The sequence below is a fragment of the Crystallibacter permensis genome (assembly GCF_025960875.1).
Taxonomy (GTDB): domain Bacteria; phylum Actinomycetota; class Actinomycetes; order Actinomycetales; family Micrococcaceae; genus Crystallibacter; species Crystallibacter permensis.
The window spans coordinates 123,984-149,049 of sequence record NZ_JAODLR010000008.1 but is presented as its reverse complement, the minus strand read 5'-3'; the positions used below and the strand labels follow the sequence as shown (position 1 = coordinate 149,049).

24 protein-coding genes are annotated in these 25,066 nt (G+C 67.4%); 18 read left to right on the top strand and 6 right to left on the bottom strand.

The genetic code is table 11. The annotated features are described in order from the left end of the window. Positions 1-201: 201 nt before the first annotated feature. From B0G38_RS11760 to B0G38_RS11715, 10 genes are all read left to right on the top strand, one after another. Positions 202-1,245 carry a tellurite resistance/C4-dicarboxylate transporter family protein gene (locus B0G38_RS11760; RefSeq protein WP_264669624.1) on the top strand — a complete coding sequence of 348 codons (1,044 nt, stop codon included), beginning with the start codon at positions 202-204 and terminating at the stop codon, positions 1,243-1,245. Between the two features lie 40 nt (positions 1,246-1,285). Further along, a complete protein-coding gene (locus B0G38_RS11755; RefSeq protein ID WP_264669623.1) occupies positions 1,286-2,122 on the top strand; it encodes a thioesterase family protein in 837 nt (278 codons plus the stop codon). Positions 2,123-2,275: 153 nt separating this feature from the next. After that, positions 2,276-3,637 carry a flotillin family protein gene (locus B0G38_RS11750; protein WP_264669622.1) on the top strand — a complete coding sequence of 454 codons (1,362 nt, stop codon included), beginning with the start codon at positions 2,276-2,278 and terminating at the stop codon, positions 3,635-3,637. Between the two features lie 68 nt (positions 3,638-3,705). Beyond that, positions 3,706-4,173: a 23S rRNA (pseudouridine(1915)-N(3))-methyltransferase RlmH gene (locus B0G38_RS11745; RefSeq protein WP_264669621.1), complete on the top strand. Its 468-nt coding sequence runs from the start codon at positions 3,706-3,708 to the stop codon at positions 4,171-4,173. A gap of 99 nt (positions 4,174-4,272) precedes the next feature. Then, on the top strand, positions 4,273-4,947 hold the full coding sequence (locus tag B0G38_RS11740; RefSeq protein WP_264669620.1) for a hypothetical protein: 675 nt from the start codon (positions 4,273-4,275) through the stop codon (positions 4,945-4,947). A gap of 98 nt (positions 4,948-5,045) precedes the next feature. Next, positions 5,046-5,846 carry a YcnI family copper-binding membrane protein gene (locus tag B0G38_RS11735; RefSeq protein ID WP_264669619.1) on the top strand — a complete coding sequence of 267 codons (801 nt, stop codon included), beginning with the start codon at positions 5,046-5,048 and terminating at the stop codon, positions 5,844-5,846. 86 nt (positions 5,847-5,932) lie between these two features. After that, a complete protein-coding gene (locus tag B0G38_RS11730) occupies positions 5,933-6,625 on the top strand; it encodes a DUF4232 domain-containing protein (protein WP_264669618.1) in 693 nt (230 codons plus the stop codon). 45 nt (positions 6,626-6,670) lie between these two features. Continuing rightward, positions 6,671-11,536: an ATP-dependent helicase gene (locus B0G38_RS11725; RefSeq protein ID WP_264669658.1), complete on the top strand. Its 4,866-nt coding sequence runs from the start codon at positions 6,671-6,673 to the stop codon at positions 11,534-11,536. Next, positions 11,529-12,335, top strand: a complete 807-nt coding sequence (locus tag B0G38_RS11720) for an Fpg/Nei family DNA glycosylase (RefSeq protein WP_264669617.1) — start codon at positions 11,529-11,531, stop codon at positions 12,333-12,335. Before B0G38_RS11725 ends, B0G38_RS11720 begins: the two co-directional genes overlap by 8 nt. A 28-nt stretch (positions 12,336-12,363) precedes the next feature. Next, on the top strand, positions 12,364-14,316 hold the full coding sequence (locus B0G38_RS11715; RefSeq protein WP_264669616.1) for a DUF6541 family protein: 1,953 nt from the start codon (positions 12,364-12,366) through the stop codon (positions 14,314-14,316). Positions 14,317-14,327: 11 nt separating this feature from the next. Here B0G38_RS11715 and B0G38_RS11710 read toward each other — a convergent pair whose 3' ends face one another. Then, positions 14,328-14,627, bottom strand: coding sequence for a DUF4193 domain-containing protein (locus tag B0G38_RS11710; protein ID WP_169992885.1), 300 nt, complete (start codon positions 14,625-14,627; stop codon positions 14,328-14,330). A gap of 198 nt (positions 14,628-14,825) precedes the next feature. Between B0G38_RS11710 and B0G38_RS11705 the strand changes: the two genes are divergently transcribed. The 3 genes from B0G38_RS11705 (at position 14,826) to B0G38_RS11695 (ending at position 17,575) form a co-directional block, all read left to right on the top strand. Continuing rightward, positions 14,826-15,755: an RluA family pseudouridine synthase gene (locus B0G38_RS11705; RefSeq protein ID WP_264669615.1), complete on the top strand. Its 930-nt coding sequence runs from the start codon at positions 14,826-14,828 to the stop codon at positions 15,753-15,755. Between the two features lie 188 nt (positions 15,756-15,943). Further along, positions 15,944-16,687, top strand: a complete 744-nt coding sequence (locus B0G38_RS11700; protein ID WP_264669614.1) for an MBL fold metallo-hydrolase — start codon at positions 15,944-15,946, stop codon at positions 16,685-16,687. 57 nt (positions 16,688-16,744) lie between these two features. Continuing rightward, positions 16,745-17,575, top strand: coding sequence for an FRG domain-containing protein (locus B0G38_RS11695; RefSeq protein ID WP_264669613.1), 831 nt, complete (start codon positions 16,745-16,747; stop codon positions 17,573-17,575). Positions 17,576-17,625: 50 nt separating this feature from the next. Here the strand turns inward: B0G38_RS11695 and B0G38_RS11690 are convergent, their stop codons facing one another. Beyond that, the gene (locus B0G38_RS11690) at positions 17,626-18,147 is read right to left on the bottom strand and encodes an O-acetyl-ADP-ribose deacetylase (protein ID WP_264669612.1); all 522 of its coding nucleotides are present in this window, start codon (positions 18,145-18,147) and stop codon (positions 17,626-17,628) included. Between the two features lie 46 nt (positions 18,148-18,193). Between B0G38_RS11690 and B0G38_RS11685 the strand changes: the two genes are divergently transcribed. Genes B0G38_RS11685 through B0G38_RS11675 form a run of 3 tightly spaced genes read left to right on the top strand, consistent with a single transcriptional unit; the run spans position 18,194 to position 20,731 of the window. Further along, positions 18,194-18,817 carry a DedA family protein gene (locus tag B0G38_RS11685; RefSeq protein WP_264669611.1) on the top strand — a complete coding sequence of 208 codons (624 nt, stop codon included), beginning with the start codon at positions 18,194-18,196 and terminating at the stop codon, positions 18,815-18,817. Positions 18,818-18,851: 34 nt separating this feature from the next. Then, positions 18,852-19,709 carry a tryptophan-rich sensory protein gene (locus tag B0G38_RS11680; RefSeq protein ID WP_264669610.1) on the top strand — a complete coding sequence of 286 codons (858 nt, stop codon included), beginning with the start codon at positions 18,852-18,854 and terminating at the stop codon, positions 19,707-19,709. 44 nt (positions 19,710-19,753) lie between these two features. Continuing rightward, complete coding sequence (locus B0G38_RS11675) at positions 19,754-20,731, top strand: alpha/beta fold hydrolase (RefSeq protein WP_264669609.1); 978 nt, start codon at positions 19,754-19,756, stop codon at positions 20,729-20,731. On the opposite strand, the gene B0G38_RS11670 is transcribed toward B0G38_RS11675, so the two are convergent. The 4 genes from B0G38_RS11670 to B0G38_RS11655 are packed head-to-tail and all read right to left on the bottom strand — an operon-like array spanning position 20,673 to position 22,477. Beyond that, positions 20,673-20,981, bottom strand: coding sequence for a hypothetical protein (locus B0G38_RS11670; RefSeq protein ID WP_264669608.1), 309 nt, complete (start codon positions 20,979-20,981; stop codon positions 20,673-20,675). The two genes, B0G38_RS11675 and B0G38_RS11670, sit on opposite strands and share 59 nt — an antisense overlap. Before the next feature lie 46 nt (positions 20,982-21,027). Then, the gene (locus tag B0G38_RS11665; protein ID WP_264669607.1) at positions 21,028-21,282 is read right to left on the bottom strand and encodes a Txe/YoeB family addiction module toxin; all 255 of its coding nucleotides are present in this window, start codon (positions 21,280-21,282) and stop codon (positions 21,028-21,030) included. Then, positions 21,279-21,524, bottom strand: a complete 246-nt coding sequence (locus B0G38_RS11660) for a type II toxin-antitoxin system Phd/YefM family antitoxin (protein WP_264669606.1) — start codon at positions 21,522-21,524, stop codon at positions 21,279-21,281. The genes B0G38_RS11665 and B0G38_RS11660 overlap by 4 nt, the downstream gene beginning before the upstream one ends. Positions 21,525-21,553: 29 nt before the next feature. Beyond that, positions 21,554-22,477 (bottom strand): LysR family transcriptional regulator, encoded by a 924-nt coding sequence (locus tag B0G38_RS11655; protein ID WP_264669605.1) that lies wholly within the window; start codon positions 22,475-22,477, stop codon positions 21,554-21,556. Positions 22,478-22,577: 100 nt separating this feature from the next. Between B0G38_RS11655 and B0G38_RS11650 the strand changes: the two genes are divergently transcribed. Then, entirely contained in the window at positions 22,578-23,603 is a 1,026-nt protein-coding gene (locus B0G38_RS11650; RefSeq protein ID WP_264669604.1) for an MBL fold metallo-hydrolase, read from the top strand. Between the two features lie 62 nt (positions 23,604-23,665). After that, the gene (locus B0G38_RS11645) at positions 23,666-25,009 is read left to right on the top strand and encodes an MFS transporter (protein WP_264669603.1); all 1,344 of its coding nucleotides are present in this window, start codon (positions 23,666-23,668) and stop codon (positions 25,007-25,009) included. Positions 25,010-25,066: the final 57 nt, after the last annotated feature.

The following is a 25,066-nucleotide window of genomic DNA, read 5'->3' as shown; positions in this document are numbered from 1 at the left end:
TCCGGAGGGAATTGCGCCACCGCCAAATTCCGGACCGAACCGTTCCAAGTGGGGTGCACGCCAGATCCGCTCGACCCTCCCGGCGCGAATGTCAAAGCGCTACAGCATATGCTCGGCTTGCGGGCTATTTTTGTCCCCTGACCCGTCCCAGCGCAGGACCGTGGATAAGCTGGAGCGGTGCAGACGGGTTTGAGCAGCAGGATGGACCAGGCTGTCGCGACGCTGGCGCCGGGCTACTTCGCGCTGGTCATGGGTAGCGGCATTGTCTCTATCGCGCTGCAGATCCAAGGCTTCACGACGCCGTCGTTAATCTTGCTGGGGGTTTGCGCCTCCGGCTACGTGCTGCTGCTGGCGCTGCATGTGCTCCGGCTGGTCCGCCACCGCCACAACTTCTCCGAGGACTTCAACGATCCGCGCAGGGGCTTCGGATTCTTCACCTTCGTCGCCGGAACCAACGTGCTGGGCATCAGGCTCTCCATGGACGGCCAGATCGGCTGGACAACAGGCTTGCTCGGGCTCGGCTTCATCGCCTGGCTGCTGCTCGGCTACGTGGTGCCCTGGACAGCTGTGCTGGGCAGAACCGCCCGCCCCGTGACCGCGACGGCGAACGGCACGTGGTTCATCTGGGCCGTTGCCGCCCAGTCCTGCGCCGTGGCCGCCGCGACCATTGAACCGGCCCTGCCGTCGCTCCGCCGCGAGCTCGCTGTTGTCGCGCTGTTCTGCTGGTCCATCGGCATCTTCCTCTACGCCGCGTGCGGCATCTTCGTTGCGCTGCGCATGATGCTCTACCGGCTCAAGCCCGAGGACCTGACCCCGCCCTACTGGGTGGCGATGGGCGCAATGGCGATCTCCGTGGTCGCCGGCGCCCGGATTGTGGAGATGGACGATGCCCCGATGGTCACCGCCACGCGCGGTCTGGTCGCCGGGCTCTCGGTAGTCTGCTGGTCCTTCGCGACTTGGCTGATTCCGGCCCTCATCGCCGCCGGCTGGTGGCGGCACTTCCGGCACCGGGTCCCGCTGCGGTACGACGCCACCTGGTGGAGCATTGTGTTTCCCGTCGGGATGTACGCCGTCGCCTGCCTCACCCTGGGCCAGGCGGACAGCCTGCCGATTGTCGAGGGCATCGGCGCGGTCTGGATCTGGGTGGCCTGCGCGGTCTGGCTCACCACGTTCACGTTTATGTGCCTGCACCTGCGCGCCACGCTTTTCCGACGCGCCATCCGGCCGAAACCCGCCGCGGCCTGAGCGATTCCACATCCTCGGCGGCGGTAACTAAAGTTGGACCATGGCCGACTCCCTCACCACCACCGCCACCGAACATATTGGTGCCGCAGGCGAAACGATTCCTGACGCCTACTACATCCGGTTGGACGACACCCGCTTCCACTCGACCTTGCATTCCCAAGGCGCCTGGAATTCGCACGAGCAGCACATGGCCAGCGCCTCGGGCCTGCTGATCCACGCGGTGCAGCAGAACCATCCGCGGCCGGAAGTGGTGCTGAGCCAGGTCACCTTCGAGATCCTCGGGGTCATCCCGGGCGGCGAAATCGAAGTGACAACGGAAGTGGTCCGTCCCGGCCGCACCATAGAGCTGATCGAGGCGACGCTCAGCGGCAACGGCCGCCCGGCCATCCGCGCCCTGGTCTGGCGCCTCCTCACCGGGGACACCAGCGAGGTGGCCGGCGGCGAAGGCGGACGGCTCAAGCCTCCGGCCGAATGCCTGCCCTATGAAATGGAGTCGGTCTGGGACGGCGGCTTCATCCGCTCCACCGAATTCCTGTCCGTCGAGGACCGCGGCCCGGGCAGCGGGGCCGCCTGGATGCGCACGCCGTACGCGATTGTCGACGGCGAGGAATCCGAGCCCATTGCCCGCTTCCTGGGCCACGTTGACACAGCCAACGGCATCGCGGTCCGGCAAAGCCCGCGGGAGTACATGTTCCCCAACCTGGACCTGACCGTGCACCTGTTCCGCCAGCCCGAAGGCGAATGGACCGGCATGGACGCCCGCGTGCACTTCGGCGCGTCCGGCGTCGGCATGACTGCCACTGATCTTTACGACGAGCGGGGCCTGGTGGGCAAGGCCGCGCAGATCCTCACCGTGCGCAAGTTCCCCGAGCGGTAAGCACCGGCTGTTCTCCACGGGCTGGCGGTTCTCCACAGGAAGGTGAAAGCTTCCAATGCCCATGCCCTAGGATCGAAGTGGGGCCGCCGGAGTGACGCACCAGACAACGGCGGTTGTCTGTCCTGCCCAGTCTCGCAAAGAAAGCAGTCCGCCGTGGAGTTAGTTCTGCCAGCCGTTCTCATCGTCGTCGTTCTCATCATTATTTTCAGTTTCATGCGGGCCTACCGTGTGGCCGGTCCTTCCGAGGCGCTGATCATTACCGGCCGGGGCGGCCAGGATGACCAGCGGGTGGTCTCCGGCGGCCGGGTCATTGTGTACCCGTTCATCCAGCGGGCCTACACCATGTCGCTGGCCTCGCGCCAGATCCGGGTGGAAATCGACGGCATCTCGAAGAACGGCATCCAGCTCCAGCTCACCGGCGTCGCGCAGGTCAAGGTTGGCGGGGATGATGTCTCCATCCGCCGGGCCGCCCAGCGTTTCCTGAACCAGCAGGACCAGATCGACCACTACACGCAGGAGATCCTGGCGGGCTCGCTGCGCGCCGTCGTCGGAACGCTCACGGTGGAGCAGATCATCCAGGACCGCGCGTCCTTCGCCGCCTCGGTTTCCGAAGAGGCCGAGCACTCCATGAACAACCAGGGCCTGGTCATCGACACCTTCCAGATCTCGGCCGTGGACGATGAAGGCGACTACATCAACAACATGGGCCGCCCGCAGGCCGCCGAGGTGGCCAAGCTGGCTGCTATCGCCGAGGCGTCGGCCACCCGTGAAGCCTCCGAAGCACAGGCGCTGGCCGACGAGAAGGTTGCCATCGCCCAGCGCACGCTGGCCCTGAAGCAGGCCGACATCAAGGAAGAGACCGACGCCCGGCTGGCCGCTGCCAACGCCGCCGGCCCGCTGGCCGAAGCCGCGCAGCGCCAGCGGATCCTTGAGCAGGAAGAACTGGTTGCCGTCCGCCAGGCGGAGCTGAAGGCCAAGCAGCTGGACACCGAAGTGCGCCGGCCGGCCGATGCGGAGCGCTACCGCCAGGTGCAGATCGCCGAGGCCGCCAAGACCCAGTCCATGCTGGCTGCCGAAGCCGAACTGGCGCGGCGCGAAAACGAGGCCAAGGCCGTGGAGCTTGAAGGTGCCGCGAAGGCCGCCGCCATCCGCGCCCAGGGTGAAGCGGAGGCCGCCTCCACACTGGCCAAGGCCGAGGCCTACAAGCAGTTCAACGACGCCGCGGTGCTGGACCGGATGCTGGACACGCTCCCCCTGATCGCGCACGAACTGGCCGCACCCTACGCCAACATCTCGGAGCTGAACGTCATCTCCAACGACGGCGAGAGCAAGCTCAGCCAGAACATCTCCACCAACCTGGTGGAGACGCTGTCCATGCTCAAGACGATGACCGGCGTGGATCTGACCGACGTGGCCCGGAACATGACGGCCGACAAGTCATCCAAGGCGGGGGCTGCCGGAACCAGCACGGATCTGCTCGCAGCGTCCGAAAACCACGAGCACGCCGGGAGCTAGCGGTTAGTGCGTTGGCCCGGCGGGGCTCCCTGGCCCGCCGGGCCGTAGCCGGATGACAAGATAGTCCAATGGCACTTCGCATTCTGACCGTCGGCCGCAAGCACGAGTCCTGGGTGGCCGAGGGGATCGACCGCTACGAGAAGCGGATGAAGAAGCCCTTCGATGTCACCTGGCTGCCCATCCCGCACTCCGCCCGCGAGCACGACGCTGCCCGCAAGGAGGAATCCGAGCAGCTGCTGGGCAAGCTCGGCGGCAAGTACGCCAACGACTTTGTCATCCTGCTGGACGAGCGCGGCAAGAACATCGACTCCCCCACACTGGCCCGCACGCTGCAGGCGCCCCTGGATACCTCGCGCAACATCACGCTGATCATCGGCGGCGCCTACGGTGTGGACCAGAGCATCCACCAGCGCGCGGACTTCGTCTGGTCGCTATCCAAGCTGGTGTTCCCGCACCAGCTGGTCCGGCTCATCCTGATCGAACAGCTCTACCGGGCTCAGGAAATTGCAAGCGGCCGCCCCTACCATCACGTGTGAGGCAACAGGGGCTTTGCCGGACGCATGATTTGAGGCGCGCGGGTCCTTGGCGGCTAGACTTTTACAGACTGTAGAAGAACGGCAGGAAGGGAGGCGGCCATGCATTCCGCGGAACTCTTGCGCCCGGCGCCCGTCAGCGCTGCCCCCTTCAGCTCTGTCCCTCTCAGCTTTGCCCACTTCCGCCTGCTCCGTGCCGCCGCCGTGAGCGCCACCGTGTTGTGCCTCGCCGCCGCCGCGCATGTGGCCGGTGGTGGCACCATGCCGGCCGCCGGCGTCGTTATTGGCCTGAGTGTGCTGACGCTGCTGCCGGTGACCTTGCTCGCCGGACGCAAACTCGGCCCCACCACCATGGTTGCCATTCTCTCGGGCAGCCAACTGGCCCTGCACCAGGCCTTCACCGCATTAAGTACGACGGCGGTGTGCACCGAAGCGGGCCACCATGCCTATGCGGGGGCCGGGTCGCTGGAATGCGTGGCCGGTGCCGCGAGCGCTGCTGGTGTTGCCGCGCACGGGTCGGCCGGGCATGGTGCCGCAATGGTCGGCGCCCACGTGCTCGCCGCCGCGCTGACCGGACTGCTCCTGGTCCGGGGCGAAGAGGCCGTCTGGGCGCTTGCCGCCTGGCTGCGGCCGCTCGCCAAGCTGCCCTCTGCCGTCGTTCTTCCCATTCGTCCCGCTCATACCGCGCCGGCACCCGGCGCGCTGCTGCGCCCGCGGACCCTATGCCAACTGAAACTCGAGCCGCTGCGCGGGCCCCCGGCGCTTTCCTTTCACTAAGCAATCCGGCTTGCGGCGCCCTTCGGGCAACAGCCCGGCCATCGCGCAGGCCATCCAGCTCACGCGCCCTACTTGGCGCACCCTGAAAGGTAATAGCCATGACCACCCAGACCACGCACACCGCCCGCACTGCCGGAACTGCCGGCGATGCCCGCACCACCCGCCGCCCGGCGCGCACCCTGCGCACCGGGCTTGCCGCCGCCGCGACCATCGGACTGCTCGGCGTCGGTGCCGCATCGGCGTCGGCCCACGTCCATGTCACCCCGGACAGCACGGCTGCCGGCTCCTCGTCCCTGCTCACCTTCGACTTTGCGCACGGCTGCGAAAGTGCGCCCACCACGGAAATCGCGATCAGCCTGCCGGAGCAGATCGATGACGCCACGCCCACGGCGCATCCGGGCTGGGACGTCGAGAAGGTCGAGGAGACCCTGGAGACGCCCAAGAAGCTCGAGAACGGCACCACCATCACCAAGCGGGTGAGCGAAATTGTCTACACCGCCAAGGAACCCCTGGCCGACGGCGTCCGCGATGCCCTGCAGATCCAGGTGCAACTGCCAACGGCCGAGGGCGAATCGCTGGCGTTCCCCGTGCTGCAGACCTGCACCGAGGGCGCCACGGACTGGGCGCAGGTGGCCGAAGCGGGCCAGGACTCCCACGATCTGAAGTCCCCCGCGCCGTCGTTCGCGGTGACCGCGGCCGAGGCAGCCGGCCACGGCCAGGGCACCGCTGAGGGCGGCTCCGCCGACACGGAGCAGGCGTCCAACACCTCCGCGGCCGGTAGCGGTGGAAACAACGACGGCGGTGCGGGTACGGCCGGCTGGGTCGGTCTGGTGGCCGGACTGCTGGGGCTGCTCGCGGGTGTTGCGGCACTGGTACGCACCCGTGGAGTGAAGAAGTAACGAACGCTCCGCAAAAAGTCGGCGAAACCCGGTCCTTGGCGGCCGGGTTTCGTTGATTCCGGGCCGGCTGGCCTTACGCTGGTGTCATGGTGAAACGTAACAAGCTGCCCGGTGCAGCAGCGGCAGTTCTGATGGGTTGTGCTGTACTGCTGGCCGGCTGCGGCCAGCCGGAATCGCAGGAGCCCGCCGGCAGCGCTCCTGCCACCTCGTCCGCCGCCCCCCAGGCCTCGGACCAGGCCTCCGGTTCGGCATCGGGATCAGGCTCCGCCGCGACTGAAAGTGCGCCGGCGGAGGAAGCGGAGACCTCCGCCCCGGCTGCCGAAGAGACGGACGCTCCCGCCGAGGGAACCGCCGAAACGGGCGAATGCAAGGCGGACCAGCTGGAGGCTGCCATCAAGACCGAACCGGGTGCCGGCGCGGCCGGCAGCGTCTACCGCAGCCTGGTGGTCACCAACATCGACTCCGAAGACTGCACTGTCCGCGGCTACCCCGGGGTGTCCTACGTGGACGCCGCAGGCAACCAGGTCGGCGCGCCGGCGGACCGGGACGCCGCAGCGGAGAAGGTGACGGTGACGCTGGCGCCGGGCGAATCCGCCGTGGCCCAGCTGCAGCAGACCAACGCCGGCAACTACGGGCCCGAATGCAACCAGTCGGATGTGGCCGGGGTTCGAGTCTACCCGCCGAACGACACCGCTTGGCTGACAGCGCCGCAGGAGACCATCGGGTGCGCCAACGAGGCCGTGGTGCTCATGACGGTCGGCACTTTTGTAGCCGCATAACCGCCGGTGGTGCGTCCTGTCGGCGGCGGGCGATAGTCTCGAACTATCGAAAACAGCTCGCCGGTTCTTTCCAGGTTTTCCCCGGCCACCAGTGCGTGGTTCGCCGGGGCCTTCAGCGCGCCCACGGATGCGCAGGAGGGCGCCTGGAACGCCATTTCGGCAGGCTCCCATGCGCTGGTGGTCGCCCCTACCGGCTCCGGCAAGACGCTGGCAGCCTTCCTCTGGGCACTGGATGGCTTCATCACTGCGGCCGAGCAGGCCCCGGAGCTGCCGATCGAAGAACTCCCGGCAGGCAAGCGCGGCAAAAAACCCTCCCGCGGCACCAAGGTCCTCTATATCTCCCCGCTGAAGGCCCTTGGCGTGGACGTGGAACGGAACCTTCGCGCGCCGCTGATCGGCATCACTCAGACCGCCAGGCGTCTGGGCCTGCCCGCCCCGGATATCACCGTAGGCGTCCGCTCCGGGGATACTCCGGCTTCGGACCGGCGCAGATTGCTCACCCACCCGCCGGACATCCTGATTACGACGCCGGAATCCCTGTTCCTGATGCTGACCTCCAAGGCGCGCGAGACGCTGGCTGCGGTGGACACGGTCATTGTGGACGAGGTCCACGCCGTCGCCGGGACCAAGCGCGGGGCGCATTTGGCGCTCTCGCTGGAGCGGCTGGATGCGCTGCTGCCGAAGCGGGCCCAGCGGATCGGGCTTTCGGCCACGGTTGAACCGCTGGAGACGGTAGCCCGTTTCCTCGGCGGCAGCGCACCGGTGGAAATCGTGGCGCCGCCGTCGCAAAAGAAGTGGGACTTGACCGTCTCCGTCCCGGTGGAGGACATGACGGCGCTGGCGGCACCGTCGGCGGAGGAGCTCGGGCCGGGCGCACAGCCGGCATCCATCTGGCCGCACGTCGAAGAGAAGATCGTGGACCTGATCGCGGCCAACCGGTCCACCATTGTCTTCGCCAACTCCCGGCGCCTGGCCGAACGGCTCACGGCCCGCTTCAACGAAATCTGGGCCGAACGCCAGGCCGCCGCCGAGGTGTGGGCGACGGAGCAGCCACCGGACAATGCCGCCGGGGCCGACGGGCCTTCACCCGGCGTGGAAACTGCCACACAGGCCAGCCCGGCCATTACCGGCTCCCCGTCCCGCATGCCCGCGCAGATCATGGCCCAGGCCGGATCGGTTTCGGGAGCGGAGCCGCTGCTGGCGCGTGCCCACCACGGTTCGGTCAGCAAGGACCAGCGGGCGCTGATCGAGGATGACCTGAAGTCCGGCCGACTGCGCTGCGTTGTGGCCACGTCCAGTCTGGAACTAGGCATCGACATGGGCGCCGTGGACCTGGTGGTCCAGGTGGAATCGCCGCAGTCGGTGGCCAGCGGGCTGCAGCGCGTGGGCCGGGCCGGGCACCAGGTCGGCGAGACCTCGCAGGGCGTCCTGTTCCCCAAGCACCGGCAGGACCTGGTGAACACTACGGTCACCGTGGAGCGCATGCTGGCCGGGCGGATCGAGCCGCTCTACATTCCGGCCAACCCGCTGGACATCCTCGCCCAGCAAACGGTGGCGGCCACAGCGTTAGGTCCCGTGGAGGTGGAGGAATGGTTCGACGTCGTACGCCGTTCCGCACCCTTCGGCACCCTGCCGCGTTCCGCGTTCGAGGCCACGCTGGACCTGCTCGCTGGCCGCTATCCTTCGGACGAGTTCGCCGAGCTGCGCCCGCGGATTATTTGGGACCGCGTGGCCGGAACCATCATCGGGCGGCCCGGCGCCCAGCGGCTCGCGGTCACCTCCGGCGGCACCATTCCGGACCGCGGGCTCTTCGGCGTGTACCTGGTGGGCTCCGAAGACGGCGCGGGCAAGGGCGGCAGGCGGGTCGGCGAGCTGGACGAGGAGATGGTCTACGAATCGCGCGTCGGGGATGTCTTCGCGCTGGGCGCCACGAGCTGGCGGATCGAAGACATCACGCATGACCGGGTGCTGGTCTCCCCCGCGTTTGGCCAGCCCGGCAAGCTCCCGTTCTGGAAGGGCGATTCGCTCGGCCGCCCGGTGGAGCTGGGCCGCGCGCTGGGCGCCTTTGTGCGCGAGTTGTCCGCAACAGCCGAGGAACCGGCACTGGAACGGCTGCGCGGCAACGGCCTGGACGAATGGGCCGCCGCCAACCTGGTGGCCTATCTGGCCGAGCAGCGGCAGGCCACGGACGTAGTGCCGAGCGACAGGGCACTGGTGGTGGAGCGCTTCCACGACGAGCTCGGCGACTGGCGGGTGGTGCTGCACAGTCCGTTCGGCATGCCTGTGCACGCGCCCTGGGCCCTCGCCGTCGGCGCCCGGCTGCACCAGCGCTACGGTATGGATGGCTCCGCGATGGCCGCGGATGACGGGATTGTCCTGCGCGTGCCGATGATGGAGGACGAGCCGCCGGGCGCGGAGCTGTTCCTGTTCGATCCGGAGGAGCTGGACCAGATCGTCACGGCCGAGGTCGGCGGCTCGGCACTCTTCGCGTCCCGGTTCCGCGAGTGCGCCGCCCGCGCGCTGCTGCTGCCCCGGCAGAATCCGGCCAAACGCACTCCGCTGTGGCAGCAGCGCCAGCGCTCAGCCCAGCTGCTGGATGTCGCCCGGAAGTACCCCACCTTCCCCATCGTGCTCGAAACCGTGCGCGAATGCCTGCAGGATGTCTACGACCTGCCCGCTTTGAAAGACATCGCCTCTTCCATCGAGCGTCGGGAACTGCGCATACTCGAGACCACCACGCCGCAACCGTCGCCGTTCGCCCGCTCGCTGCTCTACGGCTACGTCGCGTCCTTCCTCTACGAAGGCGACTCCCCGCTGGCCGAGCGGCGCGCGGCGGCACTGTCGCTGGACCCGTCGCTGCTCAATGACCTGCTGGGCCGGGCCGAACTGCGCGAACTGCTGGACGCGGACATCATCGCCCGCACGGAGCGCGAACTCCAGCGCCTCAGCGAGGACAGGAAAGTCCGCGGCCTCGAGGGCATCGCGGACCTGCTCCGGTTGCTCGGACCGCTCACGACGGCGGAAATCGCCTTGCGCGTCGAACTCCCCGAGGGCGTGGCGCCGGCAGAAGCCGAGACCACGACGACGGATAGCGAGCCTGCGGTGGACGGTGCCGCAACGGTCTACGTCGAACCGCTGCTGGCGGAGCTGGCCAAAGCCAACCGCGCACTCAAGGTGGGCATCGCCGGCGTCGGGCGTTGGGCCGCCGTCGAAGACGCCGCGCGGCTGCGCGACGCGCTCGGTGTGCCGCTGCCGATGGGCGTGCCGCTGGCCTTCATCGAGCCGGTGGCGGATCCGCTCGGTGACCTGGTGGGCCGGTACGCCCGCACGCACGGGCCGTTTACCGCGCCGGAATGCGCGGCCCGGCTGGGGCTCGGCGTTGCCGTGGTGGACACCGCGCTGCGCCGGCTGCTCAAGGACGGGCGCGTGGCCGAGGGCGAGTTCCGCCCGCCGGAAAGTGCCGTCCCGCCGGTGACCGGCGTGGTGGAGTGGTGCGATGTCGAGGTGCTGCGCAAGATCCGCCGCCGCTCGCTGGCCGCCCTCCGGCAGGAAGTGGAGCCGGTGGATCCAGCCACCTACGCGCGGTTCCTGCCGGTCTGGCAGAATGTGGGCTCCGGCTTGCGGGGGCTGGACGGCGTGGCCACCGTGATCGACCAGCTCTCCGGCGTGCCGGTGCCGGCCTCCGCCTGGGAACCGCTGATCCTGGGCACCCGCGTGGCCAATTACGCGCCGTCAATGCTGGACGAGCTGACCGCCACCGGCGAGGTGCTGTGGGCCGGCGCCGGATCGCTGGCCGGAAACGACGGCTGGATCACGTTGCAGTTGGCCGAGAACGCCCCGCTGACGCTGAACCCGCAGCCCGATTTCGAGCCCAGCGTGCTGCAATACGAACTGCTGAACGTGCTCGCCTCCGGCGGGCAGTTCGGCGGTGCAGCCTTCTTCTTCCGCCAGCTCGCGGACGCGCTGGCGGCCGGCGGCACGCAGGCCACGGACGCCGACGTGGTGACAGCCCTGTGGGAACTGGTCTGGGCCGGGCGGATCACCAATGACACGTTCACCCCGGTGCGCGCCCTGCTCGCCGGCGGCACCACCGCGCATAAGCAGCGGCCGTCCGCGCCGCGGGCCCGCTCGGCACGGCTGGGCCGGATCGGGCGGATGCACGGGCTCGGCGCAGGGAGCGGCCTTGGCTCGGGTGCCGGGCTGAGGCCGGGGACCGGCGCGGGACACCCTGGACGCGCGTCACTTCCGCTCGCGGCCGGGCGCTGGTCGCTGCTGCCGCCGCCGGAAGCGGATCCGACCATCCAAGCGCATGCCACCGCCGAACTGATGCTGGACCGCTACGGCGTGGTGACCCGCGGCTCGGTGGCCAATGAAGGGATTCCGGGCGGCTTCGGGCTGCTCTACAAGGTGCTGGCGCGGCTGGAGGAAAGCGGACGCTGCCGGCGCGGGTACTTCATCGAGCACCTCGGCGCCGCGCAGTTCGCCGTACCGGCCACCGTGGACCGGCTGCGCTCCTTCAACCGTGATGCACAGCTTGGCGAGCAACCCCCGTCCGCGCTCGCGCTCGCCGCCACGGATCCGGCCAATCCCTACGGGGCGGCGTTGCCCTGGCCGGTGCAGGACGGCGGACACCGGCCGGGCCGCAAGGCCGGTGCGCTGGTGGTGCTGGTGGACGGGGAGCTGGCGCTGTATGTGGAGCGCGGCGGCAAGACGCTGCTGACCTTCACCGAGGATGCGGACACGCTGACGCTGTGCGCCGAGGCGTTGGTGGGCATCATCCGCCACGGCGCTGCGGACAAGATGGCGGTGGAGAAGGTCAACGGCGCACCCGTACTGGACACGGACGTGGCCCGGGCACTGACCGGCGCCGGCTTCTACACCACGCCGCGGGGACTGAGGTTCCGTGCCTGAGGGGGACAACGTCTGGCGCACCGCGCGTAGCTTGCACACCGCGCTGGCCGGGCAAGTGCTGTTGCGCTCGGACTTCCGCGTGCCCAGGCTGGCCACCCTGGACCTCGCGGGCAACACCGTGGACAACGTTGTTTCCCGCGGCAAGCACCTGCTGATGCGCACCTCCGGCCCCGCCGGGGCCATGAGCATCCACTCCCACCTGCTGATGGACGGCAGCTGGCGGATCTACGCCCCGGGGCAGCGGTGGAACAAGCCTGCGTTCCAGGCCCGCGTGGTCCTGGAGACCAAGCCGGCCACCGCCGTCGGATTCCTGCTGGGCATCCTCGAAGTAATCCCGACGGCGGAGGAAGCCAAGGCAGTGGGCCATCTGGGGCCGGATCTGCTGGGCCCGGACTGGAACGCGGAGGAAGCGCTGCGAAGGCTGCGGTCCGATCCGAAGCGCAGCATCGGCCTGGCGCTGCTGGACCAGCGGAATCTCGCCGGCATCGGCAACATCTACCGCTGCGAGCTCTGCTTCCTGGCCGGCGTGCACCCGCTGGCGAAGGTAGGACAGGTACCGGACCTGCCCCGGATCGTGCAGCTGGCCAAGACCCTGCTTGAGGCGAATAAGGACCGCAACCGGCGCAACACCACCGGCGGGCCGGCAGGCCGGAACGCGAGCCCGGTCTGGGTCTACGGGCGGGCCGGTCAGCCCTGCCTGCGCTGCCGCACCCCGGTGGTCCATACGAAGCTGGGCGAGACGGAGCTAACGGAGCGGGACCTGTATTTCTGCCCGCGTTGCCAGCCCGAGACCATATGATTAGCAACAGAATTCCAGAAGGGGGACTATGAGCTGGGTCGAGACCATCCCGGCCTTCGTGACGGCCGTGGTGCTGGTCTTCGGACCCGGCCTGCTCTGGGGCAGCGTGCTGGGCCTGCGCCGCCTGGCGCTGGTCGCCGTGGCCGGTCCGTTCAGCATCACCGCCATGGTGGTCGCCGCGGAACTCGGCGGGCTGACCGGACTGCCCTGGGCCTGGCCAACGCTGCTGCTGGTCACCGTGATCGTAGCGGTTGCATTGTGGTGGCTGCGGCGGCTGATGCGCAACCGGCTCCACCGCCAACACACCGCGGCATCGGCCCCGGCGCCGTGGCCGACGGTCGCAATTACCTGGGCCGTCTCCGCCGTGCCGCTGGCCGGCTACATGTTCTGGATCATCGGCTCACCGGACAACATCGCCCAGTCGCACGACAACATCTTCCACCTCAATGCCCTGCGCTACATCGCGGATACTTCCAACGCCTCCTCGCTGACGCTGGGCTATCTGGGCACCACGGACCAGGGAGTCTTCTACCCGGCCGGCTGGCACGCCGTCGTTTCCCTGGTCATGACCACCGCCAGCCTCCCCGTGGCTGCCGCCATCAACGTCACCAACATTGTCCTGATCACCGGCATCTGGAGCACCGGCTGCCTCTTTTTGGTCAGCCGCATTACCGGCGAACGGATGATGCCGCTGCTGGTGGCCGCGGTGCTCTCCACCGCCTTCAGCAGCTTTCCCTACCTGTTGCTGGAATTCGGCGTGGTCTATCCGTTCATGCTCTCCATCGCCATCCTGCCCACCGCCCTCGGCCTGGTGATCCAGTTGCTGCGGATCGGACTGCCCGGCACCATCTCCACCGAGGGCAACATCCTGCTGCTGGTCGGTCTGGTGCCCGGCATGGCGCTGGCGCATCCGGCCACTGTGATGGGACTGCTGGCGCTTGCGACGCCGATGGTACTGGCTGCGGCGCACCGCGTCTCCCGCTCGGGTACTTCCCGCGACAAGACGAAGGCAGGGCTCGGCACCGTGGCCTACCTGGTGGTCCTCGGCGTCCTGTGGGCACTGCTCCGGCCGGCGCGCAGTAGCTCGGAAAACTGGGACAACATGGGTAACGCGCTCCTGGCGCTCTGGGAGGTGCTGGTGCATGCCCCGCTCTACCGGCCCATCGGAATCCTGGCGACGGTGCTCACCATCGTGGGGGCCGCCGTCGTACTTAATGTGCGCAAGCACCGGTGGGTCCTGGGAATCTATCTGGTCGCCGCCGTGATTTTCGTGGTGGGCAACTGGAAGGAAGCTCCGCTGATCCGCTGGCTGGTGGCCGGGATCTGGTACAACGACTTTTTCCGGATCAGCGCCATGCTGCCGGTGGCCGGCATCCTGATCGCCTCCCTGGGCGGCGTGGCGCTGGCCGGGACGGCGCGGTCCTTCTTCCGGGCCTGGCTTGCGCGGAAGGAGAAGAAGCAGCCGGTGTGGTTCCGGCCGGCCGCCACGGCGGTGCTGACCATCGTGGCGCTGGCGGTCGCGCCGCTGTTCGCCGCCCAGCGCAGCATCCAGGAAGCGGCGTTCAAGTACCGGTTCACGGACGATTCGTACCTGCTCACCGAGGACGAACTCGCGCTCATCAAGCGGCTGCCCGAGCAGGTACCGGCGGACGCCGTCGTCGTTGGCAATCCGATGACCGGGGCATCCTTGTCCTACTCGTACACGGGGATCCAGACGCTGCTGCCTTCCGGCACTACCTCCCCCGCCGTCAACGGGAAGCTCATTCTTCAGAAGCTGGATGAAATGACCACGGACCCGGCGGTCTGCGAAGCCGTACGGCAAACCGGAGTGGAGTTTGTCCTGGACTTCGGCACGAGTTCGGTCCACCCCGGCGAGACCAGTATGCTGCCGGGGCTGCGGGACTTGGGCGCAGAGAACGGCTTCGAGCTCGTGGACAGCGAAGGCGACGCGGCGCTCTACCGGATCACCGGCTGCAGCTGACCGGCACTGAGCTACCCCTCGCAGTCCTTGCAGTAGAACAGGCCGTCCTGCTCCCGCGCGAGCATGGAATGGTGCCGGATCAAGAAGCAGGATGAACAGGTGAATTCGTCCTCGCCGGGCGGGATGATCCTGACCTGGAGCTCCTCGCCGGAGAGGTCGGCGCCGGGCAGTTCGAAGCCTTCGGCCGCGTCCGCTTCGTCCACCTCGATTTCCGGAGACCGGTTGTCAGTCTTGTGCGCTTTCAGCTCTTCGATGGACTCTTCGGGCTCGTCCTCGGTCGACTTTCGCGGTGCATCGTAATCTGTCGCCATCGCGGGCCTCCACTTTCAACTGTTGACCGTCCTCGTACGCTTCAGCACGCTCCCGCAAGAACGTTGGTTCCCCACTATAGGGCAGGGCCAGGGGTTGCTGTCATCTCTTTCGGCCGGAATGGCAGCGGCGCTCATGGCGGGAGTGGGCAGCGGCGGCCGGACGGCGGCTGCGCCGGGCGCCGGTACCCTTGAAGGGTGATGAAATCCCCCCTCCCTGTGCGCGACGGCGTTAACGCCACGCGGCTGCGCCTGCCCGGCAACGGGCCGTGGCAGACGGCGCTGGACTATATGCTGCACCGCTGGGGACACGTGGATCCGGAGGGCATCAAGGACCGCTTCGACCGCGGCGAAATTGTCGGCGAGGGCGGTGTGCGGCTGCACCGGGGCACCCCACTGGAGGAGCACACCTTTATTTGGTACTATCGGACGCTGCCGGCCGAGGACCGGCTGCCGGTGGAACTGAACATTCTGCATCAGGACGAGAACATCCTGGTGGTGGACAAGCCCCATTTCCTCCCGACCACGCCGGGCGGGACCTACATCAGCGAATCGGCGCTGGTCCGCCTGCGCGTCCAACTCGACATCCCGGACCTGATTCCCATGCACCGGCTGGACCGCCTCACGGCCGGCGTGCTGCTCTTTTCCACCAACCCCGCCACCCGCGGCAAGTACCAGGTGCTGTTCGAGAAGCGCCGCGTGGAAAAGGAGTACGAGGCGATCGCGGCGGTGGACCAGCGGCTGCAGTTCCCGCTCGTCGTGCGCAACCGGATGATCAAGTCCCGCACCTATCTGCTGGCCGAGGTGGTGGAGGGCGGGTTCAACGCCGAGACCCGGATCGAGCTGGAAGAAACCCGTGGGGTGCTTGGCAAGTACCGGCTGGAACCGCATACCGGCAAGACCCACCAGTTGCGCGTGCATATGGCCTCGCTGGGAGTGGGCATCCTGCACGATCCGTTCTACCCGGTCCTGCTGGACAAGGCCCCGGACGATTACAGCCGCCCGCTGCAACTGCTGGCCCGCGGCGTCCGGTTTACCGATCCGCTCTCCGGCGCGCCGGTCGAATACCGCAGCCGGCTGGAGCTCTCCGAGTGGGCAGCCGCTGCCGCTCCGGAGCCTGCGCGCCGCTGAGCAGGCGGGCCGGGCCGGGTGAGCGATCAAACTGCGCGAGCGAACTGGGCATTTTGGCCGAGCCCCTTACACGGCCGGCACTACGTGGTTAGAGTCGATGCAACGAGCCGTTGTCCGATCGGGCCGTGAGCGGTAGCGGCGAAATGGTCCGGCCGGCCGGTGCCAAACACCGACAAGAGGGCCCTGCCATGTTCCACCGCAATGTAGCCGAGAAGATCCATCTCATCGAGCACGCCAACGTGAACTGTTACATCGTCGAGGACGGCGACCAGATCATGCTGGTCGACTCCGGCCTGCCGGCCATGTGGAAGATGACCGTCGCTGCCATCCGCGAGCTTGGCCGTTCGCCGCGGGACATTTCCGCGCTGGTCCTCACGCACGCGCATTTCGACCACCTCGGGTTCGCCGCCCGGGTCCAGCATGACCTCGATGTTCCGGTCTATGCGCATCCGGGCGACAGCTATATCGCCGAGCACCCGTACCGGTACAAGCACGAAAAGAACCGGCTGGCCTACCCCTTCAAGTACCCCGCCTGCATTCCCATCCTGACCCGGATGACGCTGGCGGGAGCGCTCAATGTCCGGGGCGTTACGGATCTTCGCGTGCTGGGCGCCGAGGCGGGCCTGCAGTTGCCCGGCGCGCCGGCGGTTATCCATACCCCCGGCCATACCGAAGGCCACTGCGCACTCCACTTCCCCGAACGGGACACCATCATCACCGGAGACGCCCTGGTCACCCTTGATCCGTACACCGGTAAGCGCGGGCCGCACATTGTCTCCGCTGCCGCCACGGCAGACACCCGGCAGGCGCTGAAATCGCTGGAATTGCTGGCCGAAACCGGCGCCGGCACCGCACTGCCCGGCCATGGCGAACCGTACCGCGGCGGGATAGCCTCCGCCGTGGACGAGGCCGTGCGCCGGGGCGCCACGTAGCACCGGCGGTGGGGACGGTCAGGACAGCAAGGCAGGCCGGAAGGAGGGAAGCCCGCTATGGAATCCGTCGTGGAGGTTGATCCGGACGATCTCTACGGTCTGATCGCCGCCCTGACGCAGGACCGGTGGCAGCCCTCCCGTCCGCACATCCGCATCGCGGTGGCGTACCGAGGCCACACCTCAGCGGAGCGCGACCTGTCCACCGGGCTCGTGCGGCTGCGCGGGAGCTCCAGTGCTGAGGTGGAACCGCACCTGATGCGCAACTTCCGCAAGTACGCCCACCGGGACACATCCCCCGGGGACTCGGACTGGAACTGGTTAAGTGTGGCCCAGCACTACGGCCTGCCCACGCGGCTGCTGGACTGGAGCCATTCACCGTACGTCGCGCTGCACTTTGCCACCAGGGACACCTCCCGGTATGACGAAGCCGGCGCGGTCTGGTGCGTGGATTATGCGGCTGCCCATGAACTGCTGCCGCCGGAGCTGCGCAGCGAGATCGAACCGGCCGGCGGCGGGCTCTTCACCACGGAGATGCTCTCCCGCTCGGCCTACACACTCTCGGAGTTCGACCGGTTCCATGACGACGACGGACAAAGCATCCCGCTGTTTTTCGAGCCTCCCTCGCTGGACGAGCGCATTGTGAACCAGGCCGCGATCTTTTCAACCATGTCCGACGCCGCCGCAGGTCTGGACGAGTGGCTGCAGCGCCATCCTGAGCTGTACCGGAAGGTGATTGTTCCCGCGCAGCTCAAATGGCGGATCCGGGACCATCTGGACCAGGCCAACGTGACCGAACGCGTACTGTTCCCCGGCCTCGACGGCCTGTCCCGCTGGCTGCGGCGCTACTACAGTCCGCGTGACCCGGTACGGAACCCGCGGGACGCCTGAGGAAGCGGCTTGCTCATGGCGACGGCGAGCGCCGCTGGTCCAAGCGAGCGCTATTTGCCCAGCAGGCTCCGGTGGACGGTGCGGAAGGTCTCGGCCAACCCGGCAGAAAACAGCACGAACTCGATGAGCTGGACGCCGCCGTCGTACTTTATGGTTTCACCCAGTCCCGCCAGTGCAACGCTGCCGCCGTCCCAGCCGTAGACCCCGGCACTGATCGCCGGAAAGGCCACGGACCGGGCTCCGAGTTCATCAGCCACGCGGAGGCTTTCGCGGAAGCAGGACGCCAGCAGGGCCGGATCGTTCTGGCCGGCGTGCAGGTTAGGGCCCACGGTGTGGATGACCCAGCGGGCGGGTAACCGGAAGGCCTCCGTGGCGACGGCGGAACCGACCGGCAGACCGTCCGGCAGCTGCGAGGACCGCAGTTCCCGGCAGGCGGCCAGCAGCTCCGGACCGGCGGCGCGGTGGATGGCGCCGTCCACCCCTCCCCCGCCCAGCAGGCTCGAGTTGGCCGCGTTGACCACCGCGTCCACCTCGCGGCGGGTGATGTCCCCTTCGAGAATCCTGATCTCCATACTTTGTACTCTGCCACCGGTGCGGCATTGCGGGTAGATTGGGGAGGTGGAAATCCCCGAGGGACCGTGGCAATGGCTGTATTATCCGATGACCTTGCTGATGGTTGTTCTGGATGCACCCATGCCCGCCGCGCCGTCGGAAATCATGGTCATCGGCGGCGGCACGCTGCTGGCCCACGGCGAGTTGATCCTGCCGCTGGTGGTCCTGACGGCGTTTGCCGGCAGCATGGCCGGGGACGTGCTGCTGTTCCTGCTCTTCCGCGGCGGCATCAACACGCTGCTCAACCGCTACCGGTGGGGCCGCAGGGTGGACCGCGCCGTCACCCAGGCGCTGGAGAAGGCCGGCCGGTCCTCCACCTATGCGGCCATTGTCGCCGCGCGCTTTATCCCCGGCGGCCGGACCGCGTCCGTCGCGGCAGCGGGCTTGGCCGACGTCCCCCTGAACGCCTTCCTGGTTTTGTCCGCCTCGGGCTCCACCATCTGGGCCCTGTGGATGACCGGGCTGGGGCTGGCCACGGGACTCGCCACGGATCTGCCGTTCTGGGTAAATCTTGTTTTGGGCACGGTGATTGGCATACTGGTGGGCACGGCCATAGCTGCCGTCATCAGCCTGCGCCGCCGCAGCCAGCCGGCGCCGGTGCTCGGGGGTGCCGTCGACGTCGAGGAGTAGCAGAAGTGACCACCCCGCTTCGATCCAATCCGCCATGGACGCCGTAAATCCCTACCTCCACAAGACCCGGACGATCCTCGCCACCGATCTGGCCCGCCAACTCGCGGTCAGCACCAGCCTGGTGTTCGCGCTGCTGATCGGCGCGCGCGGTGGCGGCCTGCTGGGCGGCACCGCCATCAAAGACACCGCCGGCGGCGCGTTCGCCCCGGGCTTCACCCTGCTGGCCCCGGCTTCCGGCGCGTTCAGCATCTGGTCGGCGATCTACCTGGGGCTGGTCGGCTACACCGTCTTCCAGTGGTGGCCGGCACAGCGCCGCGCCCCGCGCCAGCGCGCCGTCGGCTGGCTGGTGGCTGCCTCGCTGGTCCTCAATGCCTGCTGGATCCTGAGCGCCCAGGCCTCGAATGTGGGGCTGAGCCTGATCGTCATGATGCTGCTGCTGGCGGTACTGCTGGCCGCGGTCTACTTCCTGACCCGGTATCCGACAAAGTCCCTCGTGGAAGGGCTCCTCACGGATGCTCCGGTAGGGCTGTACACCGGCTGGATTCTGGTGGCGGCAGGCGCCAACGCGGCCAGCTGGCTCACGCTGCGCGGCATCGACCTGTTCGGCTGGGGCGCCGATGTCTGGGCGGTCATCACCCTCGGCGTGGTCTCCTTTGCCGGCGCGGTGGTGGCGATGACAAGCCGCGGCCGGATGTCCGCCGTGGCGGCCTTGTGCTGGGGACTGGGCTGGATCGCGATGTCCCGGCTTCTGGGCGATCAGGGTTCCGTTCCGGTGGTCGTCGCCGCCGGCTTCGGTTTCTTTTTTGTGCTGGTCTGCGGGACGTCGCGCCGGTTCCGGGTGGGGCACGAGGAGCGGCGGGCCATCCGCCGCGGTTACGTTCCCGAGATCTGAATCCAAACAACGACGGCGGGCCGCGGCGGCCAGGAGGAACCAGCATGACCAGCAACTATGGTACTTTCGTCCAACGTCCCGCAGGACCTGCCGAAACGAGCGAAAGCACGTGGTTGCGGTGGCGTGACATGGACGTCCATGTTGCGCGCATCGGCGAGCCAGGCGCCCCGGTGCGGTTGGTGCTCTTCCACGGGGCCGGGGGCAACGCCGCTGCCATGCGTCCCTTCGCGGAACATCTGGCAGGCCTGGGAACCTATGTGAGCGTTCCGGATCTGCCCGGCTACGGCCTCACGCGGTCACCTGACCCGGCCGGCATCCGTTATGGACACTGGCAGCAGTTGGCGCAGGACTTTGTCCTCACCGAAGCCGACGACCGTCCACTGGTCCTGATGGGAGCCAGCATGGGCGGGCTGCTCGCTTTCGAAGCGGCAGCGGCCACCTCGCTCGCCGCCGCCCTGGTAGTGACGTGCTTGCTGGACCCCCGGGACGACCGGGTCCGGGCACGGCTGACCTGGCATCCGGGGCTGGGGAGAGTAGCCGGCCCTGCGCTCCGGCTCCTGGCCGGGCCCCTTGCCCGGGTGCGGGTTCCCATCCGCTGGCTTGCCGATATGCGTCATATCAGCAATGATCCCGCGCTGGTGCGTACCGTCCTCCGGGATGCCCGCGGCGGCGGTGGCTCGATGTCCCTGGGCTGGATGCGCAGCTTTATGGAATGGCAGCCCGATGTTGAACCGGAAGACTTCAGCACAGGGCGGGTCCTGATGGTGCATCCTGCCGAGGACCGGTGGACGCCGCCGGAGATCAGCGGGCCGTTTTTCGAGCGCATCGCGGCGCCCAAACAAAATCGTGATGCTAGAGAACGCGGGGCATTTTCCGATCGAGCAACCCGGGCTGGACCAGCTCGTGGCGGCCGTCGGGCAACTGGTGGCGGACCTTCGGTAGCGCTCCGGTTTGGGCGCGAGGTCAGCGCAGCGTCTGCCACTTTCCGCGACTGCGGCGCAGGACTGCGAGCCTCTCCGTGATGGCCACCTGCTCAACGGCAAGGCGCATGTTGGCAGCGGCTTGCAGCGCCTGGCGGTTTTCGGCGTCGTACGCATTCGGGTCAACGGTGAAACGCACGGTGATCCGCGGAACCCCCGCAACGACGTCGAGCTGGTTCGCTTCGACCACGTGGGCGGAGCCGACGGCAGCGACGGCGGCCTCCATCACCTGCTCCGGAACGTGCCCGGGGCGCAGGCCAGTGATGTTGAGCTGGGCTCGGAAGGATGGCATCGCACAACTCTATCTGCGCCACGCGAACGAATCCGGCCCAATCCCGTCAGTAATGGTGGCGGGCGGCAATGACCACCAGCTGGGCATCCTCCACGGCATAGACCAGCCTGTGTTCTTCGGTGATCCGGCGTGACCAGTATCCCGCCAGCTGGTGCTTCAACGCTTCCGACTTGCCAATGCCTTCAAACGGAGTGCGCCGGCATTCCTCAATCAGCCGGTTGATGCGCTTCAGGATGGCCCTGTCCGTTGCGAGCCAGTACTGGTAATCCTGCCAACCGATATCGGTAAACAGGACATTCACTCGGCGAGCTGCCTGGCTGCTGCTTTGCCGGCTCGATGCTGGGCGATGCTTTCGGTGAGACGGGCGGCGTTTGCGGGGGTTCGCAGCAAGTATGCCGTCTCCTGCAAGGCCTCGTAATCTTCAAGCGACATGAGCACAGCGCTGCCCTTTTTGGACACAATCTCAACGGGGACGTGGTCCTCGTTAACCTGCTCGATCAACGGAAACAGCCGCGCGCGTGCTTCCGATGCGGTTATGGCCATGAATCCTCCTAGTGGTACTGGATATTGTACTACTGAGGTCTGCCGGCGGACGGAGCGGGCGGTGCAGTCTCCCGGAGGAAACGGATCGCCTCTTTGACCCGCCGCGGGACGCGGGTACCGGGCGGCAGGGCGGCGACCACGGCGTTAGACGGCAGCTCGTCGGCCAGCGGAACATAGGCGACCCTGAGCCCGTCCCCCGTGGTGTCGTTTACCGGGCGGGTATTGACCATGGAATAGCCCAGGCCGCGGGCGACAAGGGAGCGGATGGTTTCCATGTCCGTGCTGGGCCAGCGGAGCTTTGGCTCGACGCCCACGGCGCGGATCATGCCGGTCACCCTTTCGATGGTGGGCGGCACGTCATGAAGGATGGCCCATTCATCCTGCACCTGGGCGAAGGTAATGGAATCCTCGCCTGCCAGCGGGTGCGTCGCCGACAGCATCAGGTGCGGTTTCACCCGGGCAATTTCCGCCAGCTCCACGCCGTCGACTGCCTGCAGCGAGTAGATCAGGGCGAGATCGATCCGCCCCTCCAGGACCTCCTGCTGCAGTTCGGCAGCGCTGCCCTCGTGGAATGAGACGTCCACCGCCGGATACTCCCGGCTGAAATAGTCCACCAGACCAGGCAACAAGCGCGGGGACAGGGTGGGGCTGCAGCCGGCACGCAACGGTCCCCGCATGTCATCAAACCCGCCGGCAACGGCACCCTCGATGTCGCCAATCATGCTCAGGATGTGCCTTGCCCTCGCCGCGAGCTCCACTCCCGCCGGCGTTGCCACCACTTTCTTCGCGCGGGTCCGGATCAGCAGATCAACACCTACGGCGTGCTCCAGCTGGGCGATGGCCATGGATGCCGCCGCCTGCGAGATATTCGATTCCTTCGCGGCCGCGGTGACGGAGCCATGATCCAGCACGGCAACGAAGTACTGCAGTTGGCGAATGGTGAACTCAACCATCAACTCCCCTTATGAACTCCATCAAATTGATTGACTATACACATTATGTGATCGCAGACACACTTGAAGAAATCAACGTTCTTCATCTCGAGGAGTATTCATGACCGTGTCGAACCTCAAGCCCCGCATCGTCACGCTGGGCACGGCCGGCGGCCCCCGCTGGTGGACGCCCGCTGAGGAGAACAACCGGACCGGAATCGCCACCGCCGTCGTCGTCGGGGATTCCTTCTACCTGGTGGACTGCGGACACGGTGTTGGCCGACGTCTGAGCCAGGCCGGCCTGAAGCTGGCCAACCTGCGCGGCATCTTCCTCACCCACCTGCATTCCGACCACACGGTGGATCTGGCGAGTCTTGCGATCTTCGGCCTGTACGACCTTCTCGACCGGCGCAACGATCCGGTCAGGATCATCGGTCCCGGAAACCGCGGCATGTTGCCCTACACCTCGCCGCGGGCCACGGTTGAGCCCGTCCCGGTGGCGCCGCATTGCCCGACACCGGGAACCCGCGAGATGTTCGAGCAGCTGATGTACGCGCATGCCACGGACCTCAACGACAGGATCATCGACAGCCTGCGCCCGTCCCCGTTTGAGCTGTTCGAAGCCTCCGATATCGAGATTCCGCAGGACATCGGCTACCACCCGAACGAGAACCCGACGCCGGCCATGGATCCGTTTGTGATCTTCGAAGACGACCTCGTCAAGGTCTCGGCCATCCTGGTGGAGCACCCGCCGGTGGCGCCGGCCTTCGGGTTCCGCTTCGATACTGCGGAGGGCTCGGTGACATTCTCCGGCGACACTACCTACACGCAGAACATGGTCACGTTGGCGCAGGACACCGACCTGCTGCTGCACGAGGCTATCGACTTCGATTTTGTCGAGGCCCTGTACGCGGACAAGAAGGACGAAGGCTCCCGGGCGGCCAGGGACCACCACTACAAGTCGCACACCAGCGTCCGTGATGCGGCCAAGGTCGCCAGCGAGGCCGGCGCCCAACAACTGGCCCTGCACCACCTCGTTCCCGGCATGGCCGGCGATTCCGTCTGGCAGCAGGCCGCCGAACACTTCCACGGCACCTTCCACGTACCGGCAGACCTCGAACACATCGAACTCCGCCCGTCCCGCTGAATACCAGCGCTCCATCCATGAACCCCTCCCCAGATCCCTCGACCCCGCCCTCAGGAGGAATTGTGTCCGAGTCACTGACGACCGTTACGCAGTCCGCACCGTCCGCACCGCAGCACCAGTCCGGCTCCGAGTCCTTGAACACGAAGGACATGCGCCGGATCCTCGCGTCCAGCTTCATCGGCAGCGCCATCGAGTACTACGACTTCATCCTGTACGCGACCGCGGCCAGCATCGTTTTCAATACCGTTTTCTTTGCCAACCTCAGCCCCGCCTTCGGCCTGTTCGCCTCATTCGCGACGCTTGCAGCCGGCTATCTGGCGCGTCCGCTCGGCGGAATCGTCTTCGGTCACTTCGGCGACAAGATCGGGCGCAAGAAAATGCTCGTGCTGTCCATGCTGCTGATGGGCGCCTCGACGGTCCTCATCGGCCTGCTGCCCACCACCGCCGTGATCGGAATCCTCGCCCCGGTCCTGCTGGTGACCCTGCGCGTCATCCAGGGCATTGCCGTGGGCGGCGAATGGGGCGGCGCGGCCTTGATGGCGCTGGAGTCCGCACCGCAGAAGAAGCGCGGCCTGGCCACTTCCTTCGCCACCGCCGGCGGCCCCGCCGGTGCAGTCCTCGCCACCCTGGTGGTTTCGCTGACGTCCGCCCTGACCGGCGATGCGTTCCTGCAGTGGGGCTGGCGCATTCCGTTCCTGCTCAGCGCGGTACTGATCGCCGTCGGTATGATCATCCGGCTCAAGGTCGCTGAAACACCGATGTTCCAGAAGCTGCAGGAAGCCGGCGAAAAGAAGCGCATGCCGCTCTTCGACGTGCTGCGCAACCATCCGCGCGCCGTCGTTGTTGCCCTGATCGCCACCATGAGCTTCTACGCCTGCCAGGGCATCCTGACGGTGTGGGGCGTTTCCATCGCCGTCGGCAACGGAGTGGATCGCTCCGGCGTACTCAACTGGAAGGCGGCAGGTGCCGTCCTCACCCTGATCATGTGCTTCTACACCGCCCGGCTCAGTGACCGGATCGGCCGCCGCAAGGTCCTCACCGTCGCAGGTATCACCGGCATTGTTCTGGCCTACCCGCTGCTGATCCTGCTGAGCAACGGGACCCTGTGGGGCTTCGCCATCGCCATCGTGGTCGGCAACGGCATCGTGCAGGGCGCCCTCTTCGGCCCCATCGGCGCCTACATCGCCGAGCAGTTCCCCACCCGCATGCGCTACACCGGGGCCTCGCTGTCCTACCAGGGTGCTTCGGTGCTCGGTGCAGGCTTCACACCGATGATCGCCACCGGCCTGATGATCGCGGGCAACGGCAGCATCTGGTTGGTCGGAGCATTCTGGATCGCCGTCATCCTCGCCGGCACCATTGCGGTCCGGGCGACGCCGGAAGGCACCAAGGTCAACCTCGACTGACGCGAGCCACCGAACAACTGAAGAGGAAATGCCCGGATGGAGGTTCCATCCGGGCAT

Excerpts from the sequence above, each read along its gene's own strand:
- B0G38_RS11675 (WP_264669609.1), top strand. The coding sequence starts at position 19,754 with ATGACCAGCAACTATGGTACTTTCGTCCAACGTCCCGCAGGACCTGCC.
- B0G38_RS11755 (WP_264669623.1), top strand. The coding sequence starts at position 1,286 with ATGGCCGACTCCCTCACCACCACCGCCACCGAACATATTGGTGCCGCA.
- B0G38_RS11715 (WP_264669616.1), top strand. The coding sequence starts at position 12,364 with ATGAGCTGGGTCGAGACCATCCCGGCCTTCGTGACGGCCGTGGTGCTG.
- B0G38_RS11680 (WP_264669610.1), top strand. The coding sequence starts at position 18,852 with ATGGACGCCGTAAATCCCTACCTCCACAAGACCCGGACGATCCTCGCC.
- B0G38_RS11690 (WP_264669612.1), bottom strand. The coding sequence starts at position 18,147 with ATGGAGATCAGGATTCTCGAAGGGGACATCACCCGCCGCGAGGTGGAC.
- B0G38_RS11660 (WP_264669606.1), bottom strand. The coding sequence starts at position 21,524 with ATGGCCATAACCGCATCGGAAGCACGCGCGCGGCTGTTTCCGTTGATC.
- B0G38_RS11760 (WP_264669624.1), top strand. The coding sequence starts at position 202 with ATGGACCAGGCTGTCGCGACGCTGGCGCCGGGCTACTTCGCGCTGGTC.
- B0G38_RS11745 (WP_264669621.1), top strand. The coding sequence starts at position 3,706 with ATGGCACTTCGCATTCTGACCGTCGGCCGCAAGCACGAGTCCTGGGTG.
- B0G38_RS11650 (WP_264669604.1), top strand. The coding sequence starts at position 22,578 with ATGACCGTGTCGAACCTCAAGCCCCGCATCGTCACGCTGGGCACGGCC.
- B0G38_RS11705 (WP_264669615.1), top strand. The coding sequence starts at position 14,826 with ATGAAATCCCCCCTCCCTGTGCGCGACGGCGTTAACGCCACGCGGCTG.
- B0G38_RS11655 (WP_264669605.1), bottom strand. The coding sequence starts at position 22,477 with ATGGTTGAGTTCACCATTCGCCAACTGCAGTACTTCGTTGCCGTGCTG.
- B0G38_RS11740 (WP_264669620.1), top strand. The coding sequence starts at position 4,273 with ATGCATTCCGCGGAACTCTTGCGCCCGGCGCCCGTCAGCGCTGCCCCC.
- B0G38_RS11735 (WP_264669619.1), top strand. The coding sequence starts at position 5,046 with ATGACCACCCAGACCACGCACACCGCCCGCACTGCCGGAACTGCCGGC.
- B0G38_RS11695 (WP_264669613.1), top strand. The coding sequence starts at position 16,745 with ATGGAATCCGTCGTGGAGGTTGATCCGGACGATCTCTACGGTCTGATC.
- B0G38_RS11700 (WP_264669614.1), top strand. The coding sequence starts at position 15,944 with ATGTTCCACCGCAATGTAGCCGAGAAGATCCATCTCATCGAGCACGCC.
- B0G38_RS11730 (WP_264669618.1), top strand. The coding sequence starts at position 5,933 with ATGGTGAAACGTAACAAGCTGCCCGGTGCAGCAGCGGCAGTTCTGATG.
- B0G38_RS11710 (WP_169992885.1), bottom strand. The coding sequence starts at position 14,627 with ATGGCGACAGATTACGATGCACCGCGAAAGTCGACCGAGGACGAGCCC.
- B0G38_RS11670 (WP_264669608.1), bottom strand. The coding sequence starts at position 20,981 with ATGCCATCCTTCCGAGCCCAGCTCAACATCACTGGCCTGCGCCCCGGG.